The sequence below is a fragment of the Microbacterium limosum genome (assembly GCF_036324365.1).
Classification (GTDB): Bacteria; Actinomycetota; Actinomycetes; order Actinomycetales; family Microbacteriaceae; genus Microbacterium; species Microbacterium limosum.
Window position 1 is genome coordinate 1,240,241 of record NZ_CP137080.1, and the last position, 21,677, is coordinate 1,261,917.

16 protein-coding genes and 1 pseudogene are annotated in these 21,677 nt (G+C 69.7%); 8 read left to right on the top strand and 9 right to left on the bottom strand.

The window, feature by feature from the left end:
* The first annotated feature begins 1 nt into the window (after position 1).
* Positions 2-3,525: pseudogene (gene mobF / locus RYJ27_RS06025) on the top strand (MobF family relaxase).
* A gap of 150 nt (positions 3,526-3,675) precedes the next feature.
* Positions 3,676-4,059 carry a sulfate permease gene (locus RYJ27_RS06030; RefSeq protein WP_330171813.1) on the top strand — a complete coding sequence of 128 codons (384 nt, stop codon included), beginning with the start codon at positions 3,676-3,678 and terminating at the stop codon, positions 4,057-4,059.
* 315 nt (positions 4,060-4,374) lie between these two features.
* Here the strand turns inward: RYJ27_RS06030 and RYJ27_RS06035 are convergent, their stop codons facing one another.
* Complete coding sequence (locus RYJ27_RS06035; RefSeq protein WP_330171814.1) at positions 4,375-4,839, bottom strand: MarR family winged helix-turn-helix transcriptional regulator; 465 nt, start codon at positions 4,837-4,839, stop codon at positions 4,375-4,377.
* Positions 4,840-4,973: 134 nt separating this feature from the next.
* Between RYJ27_RS06035 and RYJ27_RS06040 the strand changes: the two genes are divergently transcribed.
* Positions 4,974-8,144 (top strand): efflux RND transporter permease subunit, encoded by a 3,171-nt coding sequence (locus tag RYJ27_RS06040; protein ID WP_330171815.1) that lies wholly within the window; start codon positions 4,974-4,976, stop codon positions 8,142-8,144.
* Between the two features lie 160 nt (positions 8,145-8,304).
* Here RYJ27_RS06040 and RYJ27_RS06045 read toward each other — a convergent pair whose 3' ends face one another.
* The 3 genes from RYJ27_RS06045 to RYJ27_RS06055 form a co-directional block, all read right to left on the bottom strand.
* Positions 8,305-8,916, bottom strand: coding sequence for an NADPH-dependent FMN reductase (locus RYJ27_RS06045; RefSeq protein WP_330171816.1), 612 nt, complete (start codon positions 8,914-8,916; stop codon positions 8,305-8,307).
* Complete coding sequence (locus RYJ27_RS06050) at positions 8,913-9,284, bottom strand: DoxX family protein (protein WP_330171817.1); 372 nt, start codon at positions 9,282-9,284, stop codon at positions 8,913-8,915. The genes RYJ27_RS06045 and RYJ27_RS06050 overlap by 4 nt, the downstream gene beginning before the upstream one ends.
* Before the next feature lie 82 nt (positions 9,285-9,366).
* On the bottom strand, positions 9,367-10,299 hold the full coding sequence (locus tag RYJ27_RS06055) for an NADP-dependent oxidoreductase (protein ID WP_330171818.1): 933 nt from the start codon (positions 10,297-10,299) through the stop codon (positions 9,367-9,369).
* A 105-nt stretch (positions 10,300-10,404) separates the two neighbouring features.
* Here RYJ27_RS06055 and RYJ27_RS06060 point away from each other — a divergent pair, with 105 nt between their 5' ends.
* From RYJ27_RS06060 to RYJ27_RS06070, 3 genes are all read left to right on the top strand, one after another.
* The gene (locus tag RYJ27_RS06060) at positions 10,405-11,010 is read left to right on the top strand and encodes a TetR/AcrR family transcriptional regulator (RefSeq protein WP_330171819.1); all 606 of its coding nucleotides are present in this window, start codon (positions 10,405-10,407) and stop codon (positions 11,008-11,010) included.
* A gap of 102 nt (positions 11,011-11,112) precedes the next feature.
* A complete protein-coding gene (locus RYJ27_RS06065; RefSeq protein WP_330172002.1) occupies positions 11,113-12,066 on the top strand; it encodes an LLM class flavin-dependent oxidoreductase in 954 nt (317 codons plus the stop codon).
* Positions 12,067-12,106: 40 nt separating this feature from the next.
* Positions 12,107-12,427 (top strand): hypothetical protein, encoded by a 321-nt coding sequence (locus tag RYJ27_RS06070; RefSeq protein WP_330171820.1) that lies wholly within the window; start codon positions 12,107-12,109, stop codon positions 12,425-12,427.
* 423 nt (positions 12,428-12,850) lie between these two features.
* Here the strand turns inward: RYJ27_RS06070 and glnA are convergent, their stop codons facing one another.
* Positions 12,851-14,275: a type I glutamate--ammonia ligase gene (gene glnA / locus RYJ27_RS06075; RefSeq protein ID WP_330171821.1), complete on the bottom strand. Its 1,425-nt coding sequence runs from the start codon at positions 14,273-14,275 to the stop codon at positions 12,851-12,853.
* 135 nt (positions 14,276-14,410) lie between these two features.
* On the opposite strand from glnA, the gene RYJ27_RS06080 reads away from it, so the two are divergent.
* Positions 14,411-14,806 carry an RDD family protein gene (locus RYJ27_RS06080; RefSeq protein WP_330171822.1) on the top strand — a complete coding sequence of 132 codons (396 nt, stop codon included), beginning with the start codon at positions 14,411-14,413 and terminating at the stop codon, positions 14,804-14,806.
* Position 14,807: 1 nt separating this feature from the next.
* Here RYJ27_RS06080 and RYJ27_RS06085 read toward each other — a convergent pair whose 3' ends face one another.
* The gene (locus RYJ27_RS06085; RefSeq protein ID WP_330171823.1) at positions 14,808-15,518 is read right to left on the bottom strand and encodes a DUF4191 family protein; all 711 of its coding nucleotides are present in this window, start codon (positions 15,516-15,518) and stop codon (positions 14,808-14,810) included.
* 133 nt (positions 15,519-15,651) lie between these two features.
* On the opposite strand from RYJ27_RS06085, the gene RYJ27_RS06090 reads away from it, so the two are divergent.
* Positions 15,652-16,971, top strand: coding sequence for a hypothetical protein (locus tag RYJ27_RS06090; RefSeq protein WP_330171824.1), 1,320 nt, complete (start codon positions 15,652-15,654; stop codon positions 16,969-16,971).
* Between the two features lie 7 nt (positions 16,972-16,978).
* Here RYJ27_RS06090 and sucB read toward each other — a convergent pair whose 3' ends face one another.
* From sucB to RYJ27_RS06105, 3 genes are all read right to left on the bottom strand, one after another.
* Positions 16,979-18,721 carry a 2-oxoglutarate dehydrogenase, E2 component, dihydrolipoamide succinyltransferase gene (sucB, locus tag RYJ27_RS06095; RefSeq protein WP_330171825.1) on the bottom strand — a complete coding sequence of 581 codons (1,743 nt, stop codon included), beginning with the start codon at positions 18,719-18,721 and terminating at the stop codon, positions 16,979-16,981.
* A gap of 63 nt (positions 18,722-18,784) precedes the next feature.
* Positions 18,785-20,158: a dihydrolipoyl dehydrogenase gene (gene lpdA, locus RYJ27_RS06100; protein ID WP_330171826.1), complete on the bottom strand. Its 1,374-nt coding sequence runs from the start codon at positions 20,156-20,158 to the stop codon at positions 18,785-18,787.
* On the bottom strand, positions 20,155-21,612 hold the full coding sequence (locus RYJ27_RS06105; RefSeq protein ID WP_330171827.1) for a leucyl aminopeptidase: 1,458 nt from the start codon (positions 21,610-21,612) through the stop codon (positions 20,155-20,157). The genes lpdA and RYJ27_RS06105 overlap by 4 nt, the downstream gene beginning before the upstream one ends.
* Positions 21,613-21,677 lie beyond the last annotated feature (65 nt).

Sequence of the window (21,677 nt, forward strand, 5' to 3'; positions counted from 1 at the left end):
CATGGGTGCGGGGGACGGCTACAGGTACCTGCTGCGCACCGTGGCATCCGCCGACGGCGAGCGGGCGCTCTCGACCCCGCTGACCCGTTACTACGCAGAGCAGGGCACTCCACCCGGCTGCTGGATGGGCGGCGGCCTTGCCGCGCTCGGGAACGGCGAGATCCGCGAAGGTGCGCGGGTGTCCGAGGCGCAGCTCCAGCTCCTGCTGGGTATGGGCCTTGACCCGGTGACGGGCGATCCGCTGGGGAAGGCGTACCCGGTGTTCCCGGCCGTTGAGGATCGGATCGCCACGCGGCTCTCCCGGCTCGATCCGGCGCTGGGCGCGGCGGAGCGCGCCGAGGCAGTCGCGGTGATCGAGGCGGAGGAATCGGCGCGCAGGTCGCGGCGGGCGGTCGCGGGGTTTGACTTCACGTTCTCACTGCCGAAGTCCGCGTCGGTGCTGTGGGGTCTTGCGGACGCAGCGACTCAGGCGCAGATCGCAGGGGCGCACCATGCGGCCGTTGCAGAGGTCGTTGCGTTCATGGAGCGGGAGGTTGCGGCGACGCGCTCGGGCGCAACCACTCGCGACGGCGCGGTTGCGCAGGTCGAGGTGACGGGGCTGATCGCCACGGCGTTCGATCATTTCGATTCGCGGGCGGGTGATCCGCAGTTGCACACGCATGTGGTGGTGAGCAACAAGGTGCGCACCGTGTTCGACGGCAAGTGGCGGTCGCTGGACAGCCGGCCGCTGCACGCGGCGACCGTGGCGCTGAGCGAGCTGCACAACGCGGTCTTCGCCGACCACCTCAACCGCGCGCTCGGCGTCGGCTGGGAGCAGCGCGAGCGGGGAGCCGACCGCAATCCGGTGTGGGCGGTCGCCACGGTGCCGGAAGGACTGGCTGCGGAGTTCTCATCCCGGTCGCGGCACATCGAGATCGAGAAGGATCGCCTGATCGCTGAGTACGAGGCGGCGCACGGGCACGCACCATCGCGGGAGACGATCATCCGGCTGCGGCAGCAGGCGACGCTGGCAACCCGGCCCGACAAGGAAGTCCGCCCGCTCGCCGACCTCGCCCAGGAGTGGCGCACCCGAGCGAGCCGACTGCTGGGCCGGGACGCAACCGAATGGGCGCGAGAAGCCGTCGCGGTCGAGCCCGCGGAGCTCCTGCGCGCGGAGGATGTGCCGCTGGAGCGGATCGCCAGGCTCGGCGCGTCGGTGGTCGCCGCGGTTGCCGAAAAGCGCACGACGTGGAGCCTCTGGAACCTGTACGCCGAGGCCGCACGGCAGACGATGGGCTGGCGCTTCACCGGCACGGAGGACCGCGAGGCGATCACTGGCATGATCGTCGATGCCGCGGAGCAGGCGTCCATCCGGCTCACCCCGCCCGAGCTTGCCTCCAGTCCCGCGGCGTTCCAGCGCGCGGACGGGACGAGCGTGTTCCGGCCTCGCAACGCCGCCCGCTACAGCGGTGCCGCGGTGCTCGCCGCCGAGGACCGGCTGCTTGCGCACTCCCGTGAGCAGGTTGCACCGCGCCTGGCCGACGCAACCATCGCGCACGCGTTGCAACCCCACCGTGGGCGCACGCTCGGCGACGACCAGCGCGCCGCACTCGCAGCGATTGCGTCGTCAGGGCGGATGCTCGACCTGCTCGTCGGCCCCGCAGGGGCGGGCAAGACCACCGCGCTGCGCGCGTTGCGGCGCGCATGGGAGGCCGAGCACGGGCACGGCTCAGTCATCGGCCTGGCACCGTCCGCGGTCTCGGCCGAAGTGCTGGCCGGTGACCTCGGCATCCCGCAGAGAACACCGCGAAGTGGTGGCAGACCTACCGCGACCACGGCACCGGGTTCGCTGCTGGGCAGCTTGTGATCGTGGACGAGGCATCCCTTGACGGGACGCTCGCGCTCGACCGCCTCGTGCGCGTCGCGGTCGAGGCCGGAGCCAAGGTGCTGCTCGTAGGCGACCCCGCGCAGCTCCAGTCCGTCGACGCCGGGGGAGCGTTCGGGATGCTCGTCGCCGACCGCGCCGATGTGCCCGAGCTGACGGACGTGCGCCGCATTGCCGCAGCCTGGGAGAAGGAGGCATCCCTCGACCTGCGCCACGGGCGCATCGAAGCCATCGACTCCTTCCAGGCCCACGGGCGCATCCGTGTGGGCGAAGCCGAGCGCATGGCTGATGCCGCCTACGCTGCGTGGCAGCGCGACCGCGCCGCAGGACTGGCGAGCATCCTCATCGCCGAGTCGAGCGCGATGGTCACTACCCTGAACCAGCGCGCCCGTGCCGACCTCATCCTCGCCGGGCAGGTCGACGCGCGCGCCGAGGTGCGGCTGCATGACGATACCGAGGCGGCACTGGGGGACGCGATCATCACCCGCCGCAACGACCGCGAGCTGCGCATCGGCCGCGGCTGGGTGCGCAACGGCAGTCGATGGACGATCACCGCCGTCGGCAGCGACGGGTCGCTGCGGGTGCGTCCCGCCGGACGGCGCTGGGGCGCGACCGTGCGGCTCCCCGCTGAGTACGTCGCCGAGCACGTCGAACTCGGCTACGCCGTGACCGCGTACCGGGCGCAGGGGGTCACTGTCGACACCGGGCACACGCTCGTCGAGCCCGGCGCGACGCGCGAGAACTTCTACGTCGCCATGACCCGCGGCAAGGAAGGTAACACCGCCTACGTCTCGATCAACCATCCCGACGAGGACCACATCCACCCGCCCACCCAGGACACCGCCGCAATCGCGGCGCGCAAGATGCTCGCCGGGGTGCTCCAGCACGTCGGCGCGGAACTCTCCGCCCGCCAGATGATCGCCGCCGAGCAGGACGCCTGGGGCTCAGTCGGCCAGCTCGCCGCCGAGTACGAGACCATCGCCGCGGCCGCACAGCAACCGAGGTGGGAAGCCCTCGTGCGCGCGACTCGGCTCACCGAGGCCGAAGCCGACGCCGCCATCGGATCGACGGCGTTCGGCGTGCTCGGTGCCGAACTGCGCCGCGCCGAGGCGGACGGGTACGACGCGGAGCGCCTGCTTCGCGCGATCGTCGCTTCGCGCCCGCTCGACAACGCGGGCGACGTGGCTGCGGTGCTCCACGAACGGGTGATCCGAGCCCTCGGCCGAGCGGACGGTGCCGGGCGCGTGCGCCAGGCCGCCATACCTATCGCCGGACTCATCACCCCGGCTCTCGGCACGATGGACGACGACATGCGCGCCGCGCTCCGCGAACGCGTCGTACTCATCGAGCAGCGCGCCGATGCACTCGTCGCCGAAGCGGTCGGGGCGTCCGAGGCATGGGCCGCGGAACTCGGCCCAGAGCCCGCCGATCCGCAGCTTGCCGCGATATGGCGACGCGAGGCGCGCACCGTCGCGGCCTACCGCGACACCTACGGCATCACCGAGACCAGCGCGCTCGGACTCATCGGCGACGACGCCCGGCAGCGTGCGGACGCGGCACGAGCACGCGCCGCGATCCTCCGCGCGAACCAGCTCGCGGCACGCGCAGCAGAACCGGAGTCCACGGTCAGTGCAGTCGGGGTATCCGCGCCGCGCCTGTAGCTGCCCTTCCGTGTGTCCGAGGTCAGGCGTACCCTGGGTGTCGAGGTAGTAGCCACGATTTCTAGGTCGCTTGCGACGGTCCCCTCGGGACGCTCACCACATGATCTACCTCCTCGGCGGAGCTACGCACCCTCTCAGGAGGCGGACATCATGTTCCGACTGCTCTGGAATCTCAGCATCCGGGTTCGGCTGTTCCTGCGGACGTACATGCCAACGAACATCCTGCTCGACGCGCTGCGGACGCGACGCGGCCTGAAGTGGGGCGTGCCCGCCATGCTCATCGCTGTGCCGTACCTGCTCGGCGCATGGCTTTTGACCGTCTGGATCGCCGACGGCGGGCCGGGCTGGCTGAACCTGCTGGTGCTGCTCTTCATCTGGAACGCGCTGAAGTTCCTCGTCAACGGGCCGATCACGATGATCGTCCTGATCCGGGCGCGCGTCGCCGAGCGGCGTGACCGTCGACTCGCCGAGCGTGAGTCGACGGGTTACGCAATCAGCGAGGACGCCCCGCTGCTCACCTCGTCGCGCGCCTGACGCGCTCGCGGTACCGGAACCAGCGCAGCATCTTTGCGTGCTGTCGGATCTCACGCCACTTGTCAGGTCGCGAGGATGCTGACCTGGGGTTTTCTCATCCGAGTTGCTGCATGGGCGGAGCGATCTGTCTCACGAGAGTTGTCATGAACGTAGCGAGCCCACCACCAGGGTTATCAGGGACACGATGCCCCGCGCGCGAGGGTTCACGCGCCGATCTGCCCGTGCGACTTCCGCGGCTCGCGACGTCATCGCGCTCTCGACCAGGTTCGAGTCAGCGCTCCTGGGGGATCGCCGAATCTCGGGCTCGCCGGGGACCTACCCGGCCGGATTTTCCTGCATCACTCGCAGCAGCGCGCGGATGCCTTGGGTGAGTGCGCGCAGATCCTCGATGGCGAGGCGGTTCAAAGGTGTACGGCTGAGCTCGGGTCGGACTGCCAGCAGCCGCTGCACGGTCTGACGGCCTGCGGGCGTGGCTCTCACTCGGCGGACGCGCTGATCCTTCGGGTCGGGGGTGCGCTCGATCATCCCGTGCGATTCGAGCCGATCGACGATTCCCGACATCGTCGCCAGCGCGACGCCGACGGTCTTCGCCAATGCCTGCACCGTGCTGCCGTCGGGCTCGGTCATGAGGATCGCGAGCACCTTGAACTGCTGCATCGTGAGGTTCAGGGAGAGCATTGGCTCGAGCATCTCGGGCACGAAGGAGTTCTCGAGTTCGTCCTGGACCCTGATCAGCTCGTCGAGCAGCGCTTCGCGCTCGGCCTGCTGATCGATGTCCACGTTCCGAGAGTAGTCTGCGCTTCTCAGTAAGAGCACAGAATCGAGTACGTAGCGTTGGGCTAAGCTTCGCGTGAGGCAAACCTTCTCGCGGTCTCCTGCTCCCTCTTCTTCCTTTGACTCATCGGTGGTGTCCTTTGTTCCGTCTTGCCCGATTCAGCCTGGCGAATCGCACTCTAGTCGCGCTCGTCACGCTTCTGATCGCCGCGTTCGGCGTCTTCTCGATGACCCAGCTCCGGCAGGAGCTGATTCCCTCGCTCGAGCTGCCGCAGACCACTGTCGTGACGGTCGTGCCCGGCGCGAGTCCCGAGGTGATGGATCAGCAGGTCAGTGTGCCCATTTCGGAGGCGATCGCCGACATGGACGATGTCGAGCAGGTCGTCGCCACGTCGTCGTCGAGCATGTCGATGGTCTCGATCGCGTACGCGTACGGGACGGGTGCCGACGAGTTCCGTGCCTCGGTGGAGCAGGCGCTGGCGTCGATCTCGGCGAATCTGCCGAGCGGCGCCGAGCCCAACCTCGTCTCGGGTAGCACTGCCGACATCCCTGTCATCTTCATGACGGCGTCCTCGTCGGACGAGGATCTCACTGAGCTGTCGGCGACGCTCTCGGACACCGTGGTGCCACGCCTGGAGGCCATCGAAGGTGTCCGCTCGGCTGCCGTGTCCGGCGGTGCCGTGGAGCGCGTGGTCATCACTCCCGACCAGGCCGCCCTCGCGGCGAACGGGCTGAGCGCGATGGCGATCTCGCAGACCCTCGAAGCAAACGGGATGACCCTCCCGCTCGGCTCGGTCACCGAGAACGGCGAACTGATGCCGGTGCAGGGCGGCACTCCCGTCGCGTCCACCGACGACATCAGCGCCCTGCCGATGGCGAGCCAGACCCAGCCGGGCACGGTCGTGACCATCGGCGATGTGGCCGATGTCGAGCTCGTCACCGAGGATCAGACCTCGATCACCCGCATGAACGGCGAAGAGGCGCTGTCGATCTCGATCACCGCGAACCAGGGTGGCGACGTCGTCGCGATCTCTCACGCCGTCGGCGACGCGATCACCGAGCTGACCGACGAGATCCCGGGGCTTGAGCTGACCATCGTGTTCGACCAGGCGCCGTTCATCGAGGAGTCGATCCAGCACCTGGCCATCGAGGGTCTTTTGGGCCTGCTGTTCGCGATCATCGTGATCCTCGTCTTCTTGCTCTCGGTGCGCGCGACCGTCGTCACCGCGATCTCGATCCCGCTCTCGGTGCTGGTCACCTTCATCGGGCTGAACCTGGGCGGCTACTCGCTGAACATGCTGACGTTGGGGGCGCTGACGATCGCGATCGGTCGCGTCGTGGACGACTCCATCGTCGTCATCGAGAACATCAAGAGACACCTCTCGTACGGCGAAGAGAAGGTGCCCGCGATCCTCGCCGGCGTGCGCGAGGTGGCCGGAGCGATCACATCGTCGACGCTCACCACGGTGGCCGTCTTCCTGCCGATCGCGCTGGTCGGTGGGATGGTCGGCGAGCTGTTCGCCCCGTTCGCCCTGACCGTCACGATCGCGATGCTCTCGTCGCTGCTCGTCGCGCTCACCATCATCCCGGTGCTGTCGTACTGGTTCCTGCGCCGCCCCAAGGGCATCGCAGACCCCGAGGCGGTGCGCGTCGCCGCCGAGGAGAAGGAGCACAAGAGCTGGCTGCAGCGCGGCTACAAGCCGATCCTGCGCGGCACGCAGAAGCATCCGATCATCACAATCGTCGCCTCGGCTCTCTTGCTGGTGATCACCGTGGGTCTCGTGCCCTTCATGAAGGTCGACTTCCTGGGCAGCACCGGCCAGAACATGATCATGGTCACCCAGACCTTCCCGGCCGGGTCCGACCTCGAGACCATCTCCGACGGCGCGCGCGACGTCGAGGACACCCTGCTCGAGATCGACGGCGTCGAGGACGTGATGCTCATGGCCGGCTCGAGCGGCGGCGGCGCAGGTGACTTCTCGGCGCTGCTAGGGGGCAGTGGCGGCACGGCTACCTTCATCGTCAACACCGACCCCGACGTGGACCAGTCCGCGCTGCAGGACGAGGTGCGCACCCAGCTCGCCGAGATCGATGGCCCGGGAGAGGTGAGTCTGTCGGATGCCGCAGCGATGAGCGGTGGCTTCGGCGGCTCGGTCGACGTCGTGGTCAGCGCCGAGAACGAGTCCGACTTGGCGGCGGCCGCCGATGAGGTGTATGCGGCACTGGAGGACACCCCGAACGCGACCGAGGTCTCGAGCGACCTCGCGCCGGCGCAGCCGATCGTGCAGATCACCGTCGACCGAACGGTCGCGCTGGAGAACGGGTTCACCGAGATCCAGTTGCTCGGCATGGTCGGCAGCGTCCTGTCGCCGCAGAGCGTGGGGAACGTGACGATCGACGATGAGGAATACAACATCTTCATCGACGCCGCCCCCGCCCCGCAGACCGTCGACGAACTGGCCGCGATGCCTATCCCGACCCCGGCCGGGCTCGTGCCGCTGAGCGATCTCGCCACCGTCGAGCAGGTCACGGTGCCTACCTCGCTCACCCGCCAGGACGGCGACCTCGTCGCCACCATCTCGGTGACCCCCGCCGAGGGCGAGCTGGGCGCGGTCACGACCGAGGTGCAGACCCGTATCGATGACCTCGACATGCCGTCCGGCACCACGGCAACGATCGGTGGTCTCGCCCAGACGCAGCAGGAGTCGTTCCAGCAGCTGGGACTCGCAATGCTCGTCGCGATCGCCATCGTGTTCCTCCTGCTGGTCGCGACGTTCCGCTCGCTCGCGCAGCCGCTGATCCTGCTGGTGTCGATCCCGTTCGCCGCCACCGGCGCGATCGCACTGCTGCTGATCACCGGACGCCCCCTCGGCATCTCGGCGCTCATCGGCATGCTCATGCTGATCGGCATCGTGGTCACGAACGCCATCGTGCTCATCGATCTGGTCAACCAGTATCGGAAGCAGGGTCAGAGCGTGTCCGACGCCGTGTTCAACGGTGCTCGCCAGCGACTGCGACCCATCTTGATGACGGCGCTGGCGACGATCTTCGCGCTCATCCCGATGGCGCTCGGCGTCACCGGCTCCAGCGGGTTCATCAGCCAGGACCTCGCGATCGTCGTGATCGGCGGGCTCATCTCCTCCACCGCACTCACGCTCGTCCTCGTGCCGGTGCTCTACCTTCTGTTCGAGGGCGGACGGGAACGCCGCGCGGCGAAGCGGGAGAGAGCGGCGTCCGGAACGCCGGCCGCGCTCACGGGAGGCGAGGCGGACGGTGGCTCGCCGTCGGATCCGCAGGTCGTCACGAGCTGATCCGAGTGTTGCCGTGTCAGGCGGGCCGGAGCCGTACGACGGCCCGGTCCGCCGACTGTGCGGCGGCGCTCACTGTTCGTGCCGGTGCAGGCGGCGGCGTGCCCGAGCTTGAAGACGGCCCCCGGACAGGGTCCTGAGGCTCGACGCGCCGTCGGACGTCTCAGCCGACCGGATTCGCGGGGTCGTCGCGAGCGGCCGCGAGCGCGCGTGCCCACCACAGCAGGTGATCGATCATCGCGGTCAGGCGCAGATGGAGGGTGTCGAAGACGGCTTGTGCGGTGGCGCCGCCCTCGCGGATGGCGGGGAATTGGATGCCGAGGATGTGCACGCTCTCGCGCACGGAGACCATGTTGAGTTCCGCGACGACCTGACGCAGCTGTTCGATGGCGCGGGAGCCGCCGACGTTGCCGTAGCCGATGAAGGCGACGGGCTTGTGCTCGAACTCGGCGAAGTAGTGATCGAGTACGTTCTTCAGGCCGGCGGAGTAGCCGTGGTTGTATTCGTTGGTGAGGATCACGAAGCCGTCGGCGGCGTCGAGTCGTTCCCCGAGTGCCCGCTCCGGTGCGCTCGTGTAGTGCCGTCTCGCCATGGCCGGTGCGGCGGGTAAGTCGTAGAACGGTAGGGCGGTGGTCTCCCGGATGTCGATGAGGTCGACCTCGAGATCCGGTCGCGCCTGGAGCTGGGCGTGCACCCACGGGGCGACGAGGTCGGCGAGACGGTTCGTGCGGGTGCTGGCGATGATGAGCGCGACGCGGGGTGCGGTGCGATTCATAGGGTCCCGGCCAGCTGCAGGAAGCGGGTGGCGGCGACGAAGAGCGCGAGCACGAGCAGGACGATGTTCGCGATCACCTGCTCGTGCCGTCGGATGTGGGTGCGGATCGCGAGGGCTTGCACGATGACGAGTCCGACGGCGGCGAGCGGGGTCAGGATCGGTGCGATGCCGGTGAGCCAGGGCACGATCAGTCCGATCGCACCAAGGAGCTCGGCAATGCCGATGAACCGGACGGTGCCGGCCGAGTAGTCCTCGGTCCACGGCAGGTTCTTCACAAGCTTCTCCTTCGCGATGAAGGTCTTCATCAGGCCGGCCGCGAGGTAGGCGACGGCGAGGAGTCCGGAGACGATCCAAACGGCGATGTCCATGTGCTTCCTTACTGTGATGCTGCGCTGAGTGAACGTGTGCGGGCTGGCCAGCGCCTCGTGTGAGCGCCGGTTCGCGCGTCGATCAGTCGATGGTGATGATGAGCTTGCCGAGGGTGCCTGCGGTGAAGTGGGCGAACGCTTCTGCGAGGTCCTCGAGGCGGTAGTTGTGCTGGATGGTGACGTGGATGCGCTGCTGCGCGTGATGGTCCGCGAGCCGCTGCAGGGTGTCTGTGGTCGGTGTGGCGAAGACACTGGTGAATGCGGCATGCGGGGAACCGGCCTGCTCCGCCGATTGCGCGATGGTGGACACGAATGCCCCGCCGGGCTTGACCGCAGCCGCCAGGGGCGCGGGGTCACCGGCGAAGTGCAGCACGACGTCAACACCGTCGGGGTGGACGGCATGCACCTGCTCGGGGATGTCGCCGGTGAAGTCGACGGTCCCCGTCGCGCCGATGCCGGTGACGTGCGCGCGTTCCTGGTCGGTGTGGGCGGTGGCGATCACCTGCGCGCCGGCGATCGTGGCCAGTTGCACGGCGAGCGTGCCGACGCCACCGGTCGCACCCGCGACGAGCACCACCATGCCCGGTTCGATCGCTGCGGCGTCGACCGAGTCGACGGCCGCTGCGCCGGCGAGTCCGAGCGCCGCGGCGTCCTCGAACGAGACGGACTCCGGGATGCGGGCAAGTCCCACTGTGGTCGGCACGGTCAGGTACTCGGCGAACGTGCCGTCGCCGAGATGGCTTCCGGTGATGACACCGAACACGCGGTCTCCGACCGCATACCCGTCGACGCCGTGGCCTACGGCGTCGACGACGCCGGCGAAGTCCCTGCCGAGCACGACCGGGAAGCGGTGCTCCATCGCCCCGTTGAGGTAGCCGTTCGCCACTGCGAGATCGAAACCGTTGACGGAGGCGGCGTGCACTCTCACCCGCACCTCGCCCTCGCCCGTTTCGGGGACCGGCAGCTCACGGATCTCGGGGGCCTGGTCGAAGGCGGGAAGCACGAAAGCGCGCACGGTCGGTCTCCATCGTCGCGGGTACGACGGGACGAATGCCCCGTCACGGATCACCTTACCAAGGATGTGGAGGTTAGCCTCCACTTGGTGCAGTAGCATGCGCATATGACCGGTACCGGAGTCGTCGAGGTAACGCCGGAGAGGACGCTGCGGGTGGATGCGGAGCGGCGGCGGCAGGCGCTGCTGTGCGCGGCGGCGTCGGTGTTTCTCGCCGAGGGGCTCGACGCGCCGCTGGAGAGCGTCGCGGCGGCGGCCGGTGTGGGCATCGCGACCCTGTACCGGCGGTTCCCGACCCGGGACGCGCTGGTGGAGGCCGTGTTCGAGGCGAAGATGGCCGCCCACGCCGACCGGATCGAAGCGGCGGCGCAGCGAGCGGCATCTCGGCCGTGGGCGGCGTTCTGCGAGTATGTCCGCGACCTCTGCGAGATGCAGGTGGCCGACCCGGCGTTCGGTCGGGTGCTGCTGCGCCCGATGCAGGGCTCGCCCCTCTTCGCCGACGCCCATGCCCGGGCAGTGCGGGCATCCCGGCGACTGGTCTCCCGCGCCCGCAAGGCGGGGGCGTTGCGGGCCGAGGTGCGCGAGCCGGACCTCTACCTGCTCACCGCGTCTATCGCGGCACTGATCGCCGACCCCGGTCCGATGTCGGCCGAGCGGGCCGCCTGCCGCCTGACCGAACTGTTCCTCGACGCCGTGAAAGGACCTGCCGCGTGAGCGAGAGCATGGAGTTCGGGATCTACAGCTTCGGGGACATGTACCTCGACCCCGCCACGGGCTTGGCGGTGAACGTCGGGAAGCGGCTGCGGGAGACGATCGATCAGATCGTGCTGGCCGACCAGGCGGGACTGCGGCCTCGGCGAGCGGCACGTCCCCGAATACGCGATCTCGTCACCCACCACGGTGCTGGCGGCCGCCGCGAGCCTGACCACGCAGATCCGGCTGTCCAGCGCGGTGACCGTGTTGAGCGCGGAAGACCCGGTGCGGGTCTACCAGCAGTTCGCGACCCTCGACCAGCTCAGCGGCGGCCGGGCCGAGATCATCGCCGGCCGCGGCTCCTTCACCGAGGCGTTCGCCCTGTTCGGTGCGCCACTGGGCGAGTACGACGACCTGTTCGATGAGAAGCTCGCCCTGCTGCTCGCAGTCGACACCAACGAGGTCGTGACATGGTCGGGCCGATACCACGCCCCGCTCGACGGGGTCCGGGTGCTTCCGCGTGCGCAGGGTACCGCCGGCCGGTCCGGGCGCCTGCCGACCTGGGTCGGCACCGGCGGCAACCCGGCCTCCTCGATCCGCACCGGCGCCCTGGGGTTGCCGATCGTCTACGGCATCATCGGCGGCGACACCGCCCGGTTCGCACCCCTGGTCCAGCTCTACCGGCAAGCCGCCGCGAGCCGCGGCCACGAAACCGCCGCCCTGCAGGTGGGGATCTCGGCGACCGGACTCATCCTCGACGACGGCGAGCGTGCCAAGCGCGAACTGTACCCGCACTTCATGTCCGTGATCGCCCAACGCTTCGGGGAACGCAGCCCGGCCGCGCAACGCGCGTTCTACGACGAAGCCGCCGCACCCGCCGGTGCCCTGTTCGTCGGCTCGCCGAACGAAGTCGTCGACAAGATCCTCCGCGTGCACGACACCTTCGCCAACACCCGGATCGGCATGCAACTCGACTTCGGCGGCATCGACCCCGCCCTGACCAACCGCTCGATCGAACTGCTCGCCACCGAGGTCGTGCCGCAGGTCAACGCCGCACTCACCCGACGCGCCAGCTGACCACGACTAATACCGGCAGCTCGCCGCCGAGAGGCGCCCGATGCTGCTGATCGGGATCGTGCAAGCCCGTTCCCCATCCGGGCGATTCGATGCGGTCGACGGTGCCCGTCATCGTTGCCAGCAGCGCCTCGCGTTCTATAACGAGGCATACGGCGTTAGCCTCAAGCTCTCCGACCTGTCCGGCAAGGACCGGATCGTCGCGCGGATCACGCGCAAGATCGGCAAGGAGTTCAACCACGGCCACGTCGCCGCGGTGTTCCTGCGCAACCTCGACCGGTCAATCCAGGGACTCTCCGTGGCGACGCTCGAACGATTCGAGCAGGTTATCGAGGCGCTCGTGAGGGCGCTGCCTGCCGAGTAGTCAGCTCAGCGCACACTTCCTTCAGTGATGTTCCACGCGGTGCCGTGCCTGCTCGGCGTGCGGCGAGCGAGCGCCTGGACAACCGAAGAGGAGAGACCGGGATGGCTGATGCTGCTCATGTTACTGCTCATCGAAGTGCGCTGAAGTCCTCGCGTCCGGGGCCGGGTGAGCTGCTCTGCTTGCCCGCGCGCGTCGTATGTGCCTTCGCGGCGTAGGCATCGAGTCACTCTATGGCGTCAATGTATAGCGAGGAACCAGTGTCGAAGCGGCCATCTGCGCTGTCCGAAAACCTGTCCGTTTACTGCCCGTAGCCGTCCGTAAACGTCCAGAGGTACACTGAGCCCCAGACGGCTACTGCCGCCTGGGGCTCAGTAAATTGCTGGGCTCAGAGACCGGAAGTGTGGCTCTGAGGGCCTCCCGGAATCAGACCCCGAAGTACAGCTCGTACTCGAAGGGGTGCGGGCGCTGCGCGATGGGCTGGATCTCGTTCTCGATCTTGTACTCGATCCAGGTCTCGATCAGCTCGGGCGTGAAGACGCCGCCCGCGAGCAGGAACTCGTGGTCGGCGCGGAGCGCCTCGAGCGAGTCGAGCAGCGAGTTCGGAACCTGCGGGATGTTCTTGGCCTCCTCGGGGGGAAGCTCGTACAGGTCCTTGTCGACCGGCTCGTGCGGCTCGATGCGGTTCTTGATGCCGTCGATGCCGGCCATCAGCTGAGCCGCGAACGCCAGGTACGGGTTGCCCGAGGCATCCGGCGCACGGAACTCGATGCGCTTCGCCTTGGGGTTGGTGCCCGTGATCGGGATGCGGATGGCCGCCGAGCGGTTGCCCGCCGAGTAGACCAGGTTGACCGGCGCCTCGAAGCCCTTGACCAGACGGTGGTAGCTGTTGAGCGTGGGGTTGGTGAACGCGAGCACCGCGGGAGCGTGGGCGAGGATGCCGCCGATGTACCAACGGGCGATGTCGGACAGTCCGCCGTAGCCCTTCTCGTCGTAGAACAGCGGCTTGCCGTCGTTCCAGAGCGACTGGTGGGTGTGCATGCCCGAGCCGTTGTCGCCGAAGAGCGGCTTGGGCATGAAGGTCGCGACCTTGCCCCATTCGAGCGCCGTGTTCTTGACGATGTACTTGAACTTCAGGATGGCGTCGGCCGCGTGGACCATCGTGTCGAAGCGGTAGTTGATCTCCGCCTGACCGCCGGTGCCCACCTCGTGGTGCGCGCGCTCGAGGACCAGGCCCGCCTCGATCAGCTTGGTGCTGATGTCGTCACGCAGGTCTGCCTGCTTGTCGACGGGGGAGACGGGGAAGTAACCGCCCTTGTAGGGGGTCTTGTTGGCGAGGTTCCCGCCCTCCTCGACGCGGCCGGTGTTCCAGGCGCCTTCCTCGGAGTCGACGGAGTAGAAGCTCGAGTTCTGCTTCACCTCGTAACGGACGTCGTCGAAGATGTAGAACTCGGCCTCGGGGGCGAAGAACGCGGTGTCGGCGATGCCGGTGGAGGCGAGGTACTTCTCGGCCTTCTTGGCGACCTGACGCGGGTCCTTGCCGTAGATCTCGCCGTTGCGCGGATTGTAGATGTCGAACACCATGATGAGCGTCTTGTGCTCACGGAAGGGGTCGAGGTACGCGGTCGAGACATCGGGGATCAGCTGCATGTCCGACTCGTGGATGTTCGCGAAGCCGCGGATCGAGGAGCCGTCGAACAGCTGACCGACCGTGAAGAACTCTTCATCGACGGTCGAGGCCGGGATGTTGAAGTGCTGCTGCACACCAGGGAGATCCGTGAAGCGGATGTCGAGGAACTTGACGTCCTCGTCCTTGATGAACTTCAGCACCTCGGAAGAATCGCGAAACATTCAGACTCCAGAGGTTGGGCTTCGGGTACTGCCGCCCTCGTGACAGAGGGTCCCTTGGAACCTACCGAGGGGGCGTTGCCCGAGGGTGACACGTATGTTTCCGGCATGTTACACGGGGCTGGATACGCTGAGCGAATGACGACCTCCGACGCCGACGACTATCCGGGCCGCCGCCTGGGTCTTCCCCGCGAGGGTGCGGGCTCCATCGCTCGCCTCGGCCGGCGGGTCGGCGCCCTCTTCATCGACTACGGCGCCTCGTACCTGATATCCGGATTCTTCGCGTACGACCCCCTGGCGATCTTCGCGATCTTCGCGATGACACAGATCCTCTTCATCCCGACGCTGCAGGGCAGCCCTGGTCACCGCATCTTCGGTCTCCGGGTGCAGCGCGTGGGCGGCGGATGGGCCGGTCTGTGGCGGCCGATCCTCCGCACCGCACTGCTCATCCTCGTCATCCCGGCCGTCGTGTGGGACTCCGACCAGCGCGGCCTGCACGACAAGGCCGCGGGAACCGTGCTTCTGCGCGGCTGATTCAGCGAGGGCGGGGCGCCCGCACCTTGGTGGGGTCGATCCCCTTGGGGATCGGAAGCGACGCGAGTCCCTGCGAGACCGAATCCAGGCGCTTCAGCACGGCACCGATGGTCGCCTTGTCGAGCTTCTTCGGCAGCGACTTGACGGTCTTCGCGAGGTCCTTGATCGGCACCTCGCCCTCTCCGTGGCCGACGTAGAAGACGTGGACGGGCACGCCGTGGGCGACGCGGGTGATCTTCGACTTCTCCTCGCCCACGAGCCGCGCGAGGCGTCCCCTCGCGCCCTCGCCGACGATCACGACGCCCCCGCGTCCGACAGCGCGGTACACGGCGTCCTGCGTCTTCGGGTTGATCCCGATGGGGGTGTCGGAAGCCGTCCAGCCACGTCCGAGGAACGTGGAGACCACGTGCCCGGTCGCCCCCGGCATCCCGTCGAGCTTCACATACATGGCCTTCGTGGACAGGCGGGTCATCGTCATCAACGACGCGAGGATCCCCGCCAGCAGGCCCGTGATGGCCCAGAGGAGGACGGTCCACCACTGCACGGGCTGGATGAGCAGGCCCAGCAGCACGCCCAGGCCGACGCCCACGACGAGGATTCCCACCAGGAGCCACGGAAGGAAGCGGAACTGCTGCTGGGTGAACGTGTAGAGACTGCGAATCTGCGAGAAGAACCCGGGACGCTTCTCGGGCGCGGTGCTGCGTGCTGCCATAGAGACAAGAATACGTGGCGGTGACTGCGGTGTCCGTCCCGCACCCTTCTGCGCAGCGCGGGCGTACGCCGGCTTTCCACCGGCCGGCCCGTCGGCCACCCGCGCCGCGGGTGCGATCGCGCACACTCGGCTCGTGGACTCCTCGCCGCCTGACACCGCCGATCTGCTGGACGCGGGGTGGCGCGCCGTGCGCCGGGTGGCTCCTCCCGAGGCGCCGTTCCCGGCGGTCCTCGCGCGGCTCGGCGACGAGTGCGCGCATCTGGTCGACGCGCGTGCGCTCGACGGTTGGCGCGGGTGGGACGCCCGGGGCGAGCACGTGCTCCGCCCGATCGACGTCGTGCGCCGACGCGACGGCCACGACGTCGTCCTCCCGTGGTGCGTGGAGACCGTCCACGGCTTCCTCGACCGACGGGAGCGGGCCGGCGTCCCGCTGACGGCCGGCGAGCAGGTCACGCTGGCAGTGGGCCTGCTCCGCGGTCATCGGGCGGCCGCCGCGCACGGCGGCCGCTGGTGGCTGACCATCGACGGCTGCCCGGTCGTCGTCCCAGTGCTGCCGTCGCAGGCGCCGGAAGAAGCCGAGACGCCCCGGCTGCTGGAGCGCATCGCCGACGGCGCCGGGACGGCGGCGGCGCTGTCGCTGCGAACCGTCGCGTCTGCGCTGGATTCGTCATCGCCGACCGAGCTGGAGGGGGTGCTGTTCGCCGTCGCCGACGGAGAGGCGCTGCGCCTGGATCCCGCCGTCCCCCGGCGGGTGCACGCGCTCGACGCCGTCATCGCCCGGCCGGAGCATCCCGCAGATGGGGCCGAGCCCTCGCCGGGGGTCGTGCGCGGCATCCTCCGTCGCTATGTGGACAGGGGCCTGGGCGATGCAGTGGGGTCGGCCTTCGACGACACGCGCACGGCGCTGACGCGCCTCGGACGGGCGCTGCGCCGCCCGTGGCTCGCGGCCGCGGCGGTGGCCGGTGTCATCGTCGTGGGAGGCCTCGCGTGGCCCGCCGCGGCCGGCCCCGAGCCGGGCACCGCGCATTCGGGGGACGACCCCACGGCCGCCGCCTCGGCGTCGGCGGCGCCGGATGTCGGGGCGGGCACAGGTGCCGACGCCGACGCGGATCGTGCGCCCGCGGATCCGGCGTCGCCCGGGGCGGGGGATGCCGGGGGCGAGGTCGTGCGGACGACATCCCACCTGCTCGATACGCGTCTGTCCTGCCTGCGGGGCGGCGCCTGTGCCGCCTACGCGGAGGCGCCCGCCCTGTTGCCGTCCGACGGGGGAGCCGCCGATCTCGCGGAGGACGACAGGGAGCTGACGCTGCTCGACGATCTGGGCGGCGTCGCCGTCCTGCGCGTCGATCCGTCGGACCGGGGGAGCGACCGTCCGGGCGCCCTGATCGTCGTCGTCAGAACAACTCAGGGGTGGCTCCTCCGCGACATCCGCGCGGTGGAGCCACCCCCGTGACGTGCCGTCAGGCGCCGAGCGACGCGGCGAAGTCCGCGGCCTCCAGACGGGCCTTGACGGCGCCGAGGAAGCGCGCGGCGTCCGCGCCGTCGATGATGCGGTGGTCGTACGACAGCGCGAGGTATACGTACGAGCGAACCGAGATCGCCTCGACGCCGTCGACCTTCACGATGCCCGGACGCTTCACGACGGTTCCGGTGCCGAGGATCGCCGACTGCGGCAGGAACACCACGGGGGTGTCGAAGAGCGCGCCGCGGGATCCGGTGTTGGTGAGGGTGAACGTGCCGCCCGCGAGCTCGTCGGGCTTCAGCTTGTTCTCGCGCGTGCGCGCGGCGAGGTCGGCGATCTCGTGCGCGATCTCGGCGAGGTTCTTGCTCGCGGCATCACGCAGCACCGGCGTCAGCAGGCCCCGCTCCGTGTCGACGGCGATCGAGAGGTTCTCGCTGGGCGGGTAGACGATCTTGTCGCCGTCGACCGTCGCGTTGATCACGGGGAAGGCCTGCAGGGCCTCCGCCGCGGCGAGCGCGAAGAACGGGAGGAACGAGAGCTTGTCGCCGGTCTTCTTCTGGAAGTCGGCCTTGACCTGGTCGCGGTAGGCCGCGAGCCGGGTGACGTCGACCTCGACCACGGTCGTGAGCTGGGCGGTCGCCTGCATCGAGGCCACGGCGCGCTCGGCCAGCACCTTGCGCAGACGCGACATCGGCTGCGTCGTGCCGCGAAGCGGAGAGACCTCGAGGGCGGGGGCGGAGGGCGCGGCCTGCTCGGGGGCGGATGCCGCGGGCGCGGACGCCGCGGCGGCAGCCTGCAGGACATCCTCCTTGCGGATGCGTCCTCCCACGCCGGTGCCCTTCACGGTGGCGAGGTCCACACCCTGCGACGCGGCCAGGCGGCGGACCAGCGGGGTCACGTACGTGGGGCCGTCCTCGTCGTTCGAGCTGTCGTTCGCGGGCGCGGCGGTGGCGGGGGTCTTTTCGGGCTCCGGCGCCTTCTCCTGCTCGGGGGCCCTCTGCGGGGCCTCGGACGCGGGAACGTCCTCGTCCACCGGCTTCTCGGTCGAGGGAGCCTCGGGCTCGGCCTCCGTCGGCGCCGATTCCTCGGGGGCGGCGGGGGCGGGGGAGCCGCTGCCGACGCGGGCGAGGACAGCGCCCACGGCGACCGTCTCGTCCTCCTGGGCGACGATCTCCTGGAGTGTGCCGGCAACGGGCGAGGGGATCTCGGTGTCGACCTTGTCGGTGGAGATCTCGAGGAGCGGTTCGTCCACCGCGACGTCATCGCCGACCTGCTTGAGCCAGCGCGTCACGGTTCCCTCGGTCACGCTCTCGCCGAGCTCGGGGAGCACGATGTCCTTGGCGTCCGAGGATGCGGCGGGAGATGACTGCGGGGCGGGTGCATCTTCCTCCGCCGGAGCCTCCGACTCGGCGGGGGCCTCCTGCGCCGGAGCCTCCTCCTGCGCCGGAGCCTCCTGGGCCGGGGCTTCCTCGGCGGGGGCGGGCGACTCGGACGGCGCGGAACTGCCGTCGCCGATCTTGGCGAGCAGTCCGCCGACCTCGACGGTCTCGTCCTCCTGAACGAGGATCTCCTCGAGGATGCCGCTGACCGGGGACGGGATCTCGGTGTCGACCTTGTCCGTGGAGATCTCGAGCAGGCCCTCATCGGCCGTCACCTCGTCACCGACCTGCTTGAGCCAGCGGGTGACCGTTCCCTCGGTGACGCTCTCTCCGAGCGCGGGGAGGACGACGGATGTGCTCATGACGATGTCTCCTTAGGCGATGCTGTCGTGTCTAGCTTAGTGACGGGTCTGGGGCGCGAGGGGTCAGAGCGCATGGAGGGGGCGGCCCGCCAGGGCGAGGAAGGCCTCCCCGAGCGCCTCGCTCTGGGTGGGGTGGGGGTGCAGGAACGGGGCGATGTCCTCGGGATGGGCCTCCCACCCGACCACGAGCTGCGCCTCCGCGATCAGCTCGCCGGCGCGGGAGCCGATCATGTGGACGCCGACGACGGGACCGTCGACGCGTCGCACGACCCGGACCGACCCGGACGTGCCGAGGATCTCGCTGCGCGCGTTGCCGGCGAGGTTGTAGTCGTAGGTCTGGACGGCGTCGGCGCCATAGGTCTCGGCGGCCTGCGCGGCGGACAGTCCGACGGACGCGATCTCCGGCTCGCTGTACGTGATGCGCGGGACCGTGCTGTCGGGCACGACCGGAGGGTGGTGGCCCGCGATGCGCTCCGCGACGGCGATGCCCTGGGCGAAGCCCCGGTGGGCGAGCTGAAGGCCGCGAACGATGTCACCGACGGCCCACACATGGGGTGCGCTCGTGCGCAGCGTGTCGTCGACCCGGACGAAGCCGTCCTCCAGCTCGACGCCGGCCTGCTCGAAACCCAGCCCGTCCGTGGCGGGCGCGCGCCCGACCGATACCAGGAGGTAGTCGGCGCTCAGGGACTCGCCGGTCGCCAGCGTGACGGTGACGGCGTCGGAGGACGCGGAGCACTCCGTCACCGCGGAACCGACCGACATCCGGATGCCGCGGCGGCGGAAGGCCCGCTCGAGCCCCTTGCTCATCGCCTCGTCCTCGCCGGCGACGAGGCGAGGCAGAGCCTCGACGATCGTGACGTCGGCACCGAGAGAGCGCCACAGCGACGCGAACTCGACGCCGATGACACCGCCGCCGAGGACGATGACGCTGCGCGGGATCTCGGGCAGCTCGAGCGCGTCCTCGCTCGCGAGGATCCGGCCGCCCCGCTCGATACCCGGCAGGGTGCGGCTGCGCGCGCCGGTCGCGAGCACCACGTCGCGGCCGCGGTAGACGTCGTCGCCGACGCGGACGGACCGGTCGCTCTCGAGAAATCCCTCGCCGGCGACGGTCGTGATGCCCCGGGCCGAGAGCAGACCCTGCAGGCCCTTGTACTTCTTCGCGACGATCCCCTCGCGGAAGGACCGCACGACCGCGGCGTCGATGTCCTCGAGGTGGGCGGTCACCCCGGTCTGCGAAGCGCTGCGGACCGTGTCGGCCACCTCCGCGACGTGGAGCAGAGCCTTCGTGGGCACGCAGCCCCGGTGCAGGCACGTGCCGCCGACGCGATCCTTCTCGACGATCGCGACGGACGCGCCCAGTTCCGCGGCGCGCAGCGCGGCGGCGTACCCGCCGCTGCCGCCCCCGAGGATCACGACGTCGAAGGAGTGCTCGCTCATGCCGGTGCCCCTTCGAGGAGGGCGATGAGCGAACGGACCGTCGCGCCCGTCGGTCCCTTGTCGGTGACGCCGTAGGGCGCGCCCTTGTTCATCCCGACGTTCGCGATGTCGAGGTGCACCCACGGGATGCGGGCCGCGTCGTCCTCGTCGGAGACGGTGCCGACGAAGTGCTGGAGGAAGAGCCCCGCGAACAGGGTGCCGCCGGCGGGGTCGCCGATCTTGGCGTTGGCCAGATCCGCGATCGGCGAGTCGAGGTCGTCGCGCATGTGCTCGGGAAGGGGAAGGGGCCACGCGAGCTCGCCGGCACGCGCGGCGGCGTCCAGATACTCGCGGACGCTGTCGTCGTCGCCCATGACCCCCGCGTGCCGCGTGCCCAGGGCGATCGTGATGGCGCCGGTGAGCGTGGCGACGTCGACGATCAGGTCCGGCCGATCGCGGGATGCCGCTACCAGGCCGTCGGCGAGCACGAGGCGACCCTCGGCATCCGTGTTCAGCACCTCAATCGTCGTGCCGTCCAGTGCGGTGAGCACGTCGCCCGGGCGGGTCGCGCGGCCGGAGGGCATGTTGTCGGCCACGCACAGGTAGGCGGTGACGCGGACCGGCAGGCGCCGCTGCGCCGCGGCCGCCAGCACGGCGAGCACGGTGGCCGCCCCGCACATGTCGTACTTCATGCCGACCATCGACGCGGCGGGCTTCAGCGACAGCCCGCCCGTGTCGAAGGTGATGCCCTTGCCGACGAGCGCCACGTGACGGGTCGCGCGCTCGGGCGCGTAATCGAGCGTGACGAAGCGCGGTGGCCGGTCGGAGCCGCGGCCCACCCCGAGGATGCCGCCGAAGCCGCGCTCGGCCATCTCGTTCTCATCGAGCACGGTGACCTCGACGGGCAGGTGCGCGACGGCCTCGCGAGCGCGCTCGGCGAGGTCGTGCGGGCCGAGCCGGTCGGCGGGGATGGAGACGAGATCGCGCACGAGGGCCACGGCCTCCACCGCGGCGCGGGCCGCGGTGACGTCGGATTCCGCGACCGTGTCGGGGGCTGCGATGCGGATCGATCGAGCGCGCCGCTTGGCGTCCTTCTTGTAGGTCTCGAACGTGTAGCCGCCGAGCCCGGCGCCTTCGGCGATCGGGCGCCACCGCGCCCCGTCGGCCCGTGGCGCGGCGAGCAGCACCTTCTCGACGGAGCCGAGGGCGCGGATGCCGGCGGCGGCGGCGTCCCGGAGCGCGCCGTCGCCGGGGTTCGCGCCCGTCCCGGCGCAGGCGATCGTGCCGGCCGACAGCGGCACGCGCACGAACGATCCGGGTGCACCGGAGAAGTCGAGCTGTCGAAGAGCCCCCGCCAGTCCCGGCCAGTCCGAGAAATCCTCTTCCGCCGACAGGGGCGGCAAGAGCAGGAGCAGGGTTTCCCCGGGTTCGGGGGAGACGGGCAGGCTCGCGGGCGAGAGGTCCGGCGTCGGCATCCCCCCAGCCTAATGGGGGTGCATCGCGTGGCCCGGGGGGCCAGTGTGGTGTCCGAGTCCACCAG

Coding starts and splice junctions, on each gene's coding strand:
- RYJ27_RS06030 (WP_330171813.1), top strand. CDS start 3,676: ATGTTCCGACTGCTCTGGAATCTCAGCATCCGGGTTCGGCTGTTCCTG.
- RYJ27_RS06045 (WP_330171816.1), bottom strand. CDS start 8,916: ATGAATCGCACCGCACCCCGCGTCGCGCTCATCATCGCCAGCACCCGC.
- RYJ27_RS06050 (WP_330171817.1), bottom strand. CDS start 9,284: ATGGACATCGCCGTTTGGATCGTCTCCGGACTCCTCGCCGTCGCCTAC.
- RYJ27_RS06060 (WP_330171819.1), top strand. CDS start 10,405: ATGACCGGTACCGGAGTCGTCGAGGTAACGCCGGAGAGGACGCTGCGG.
- RYJ27_RS06070 (WP_330171820.1), top strand. CDS start 12,107: ATGCTGCTGATCGGGATCGTGCAAGCCCGTTCCCCATCCGGGCGATTC.
- glnA (WP_330171821.1), bottom strand. CDS start 14,275: ATGTTTCGCGATTCTTCCGAGGTGCTGAAGTTCATCAAGGACGAGGAC.
- RYJ27_RS06080 (WP_330171822.1), top strand. CDS start 14,411: ATGACGACCTCCGACGCCGACGACTATCCGGGCCGCCGCCTGGGTCTT.
- RYJ27_RS06085 (WP_330171823.1), bottom strand. CDS start 15,518: ATGGCAGCACGCAGCACCGCGCCCGAGAAGCGTCCCGGGTTCTTCTCG.
- sucB (WP_330171825.1), bottom strand. CDS start 18,721: ATGAGCACATCCGTCGTCCTCCCCGCGCTCGGAGAGAGCGTCACCGAG.
- lpdA (WP_330171826.1), bottom strand. CDS start 20,158: ATGAGCGAGCACTCCTTCGACGTCGTGATCCTCGGGGGCGGCAGCGGC.
- RYJ27_RS06105 (WP_330171827.1), bottom strand. CDS start 21,612: ATGCCGACGCCGGACCTCTCGCCCGCGAGCCTGCCCGTCTCCCCCGAA.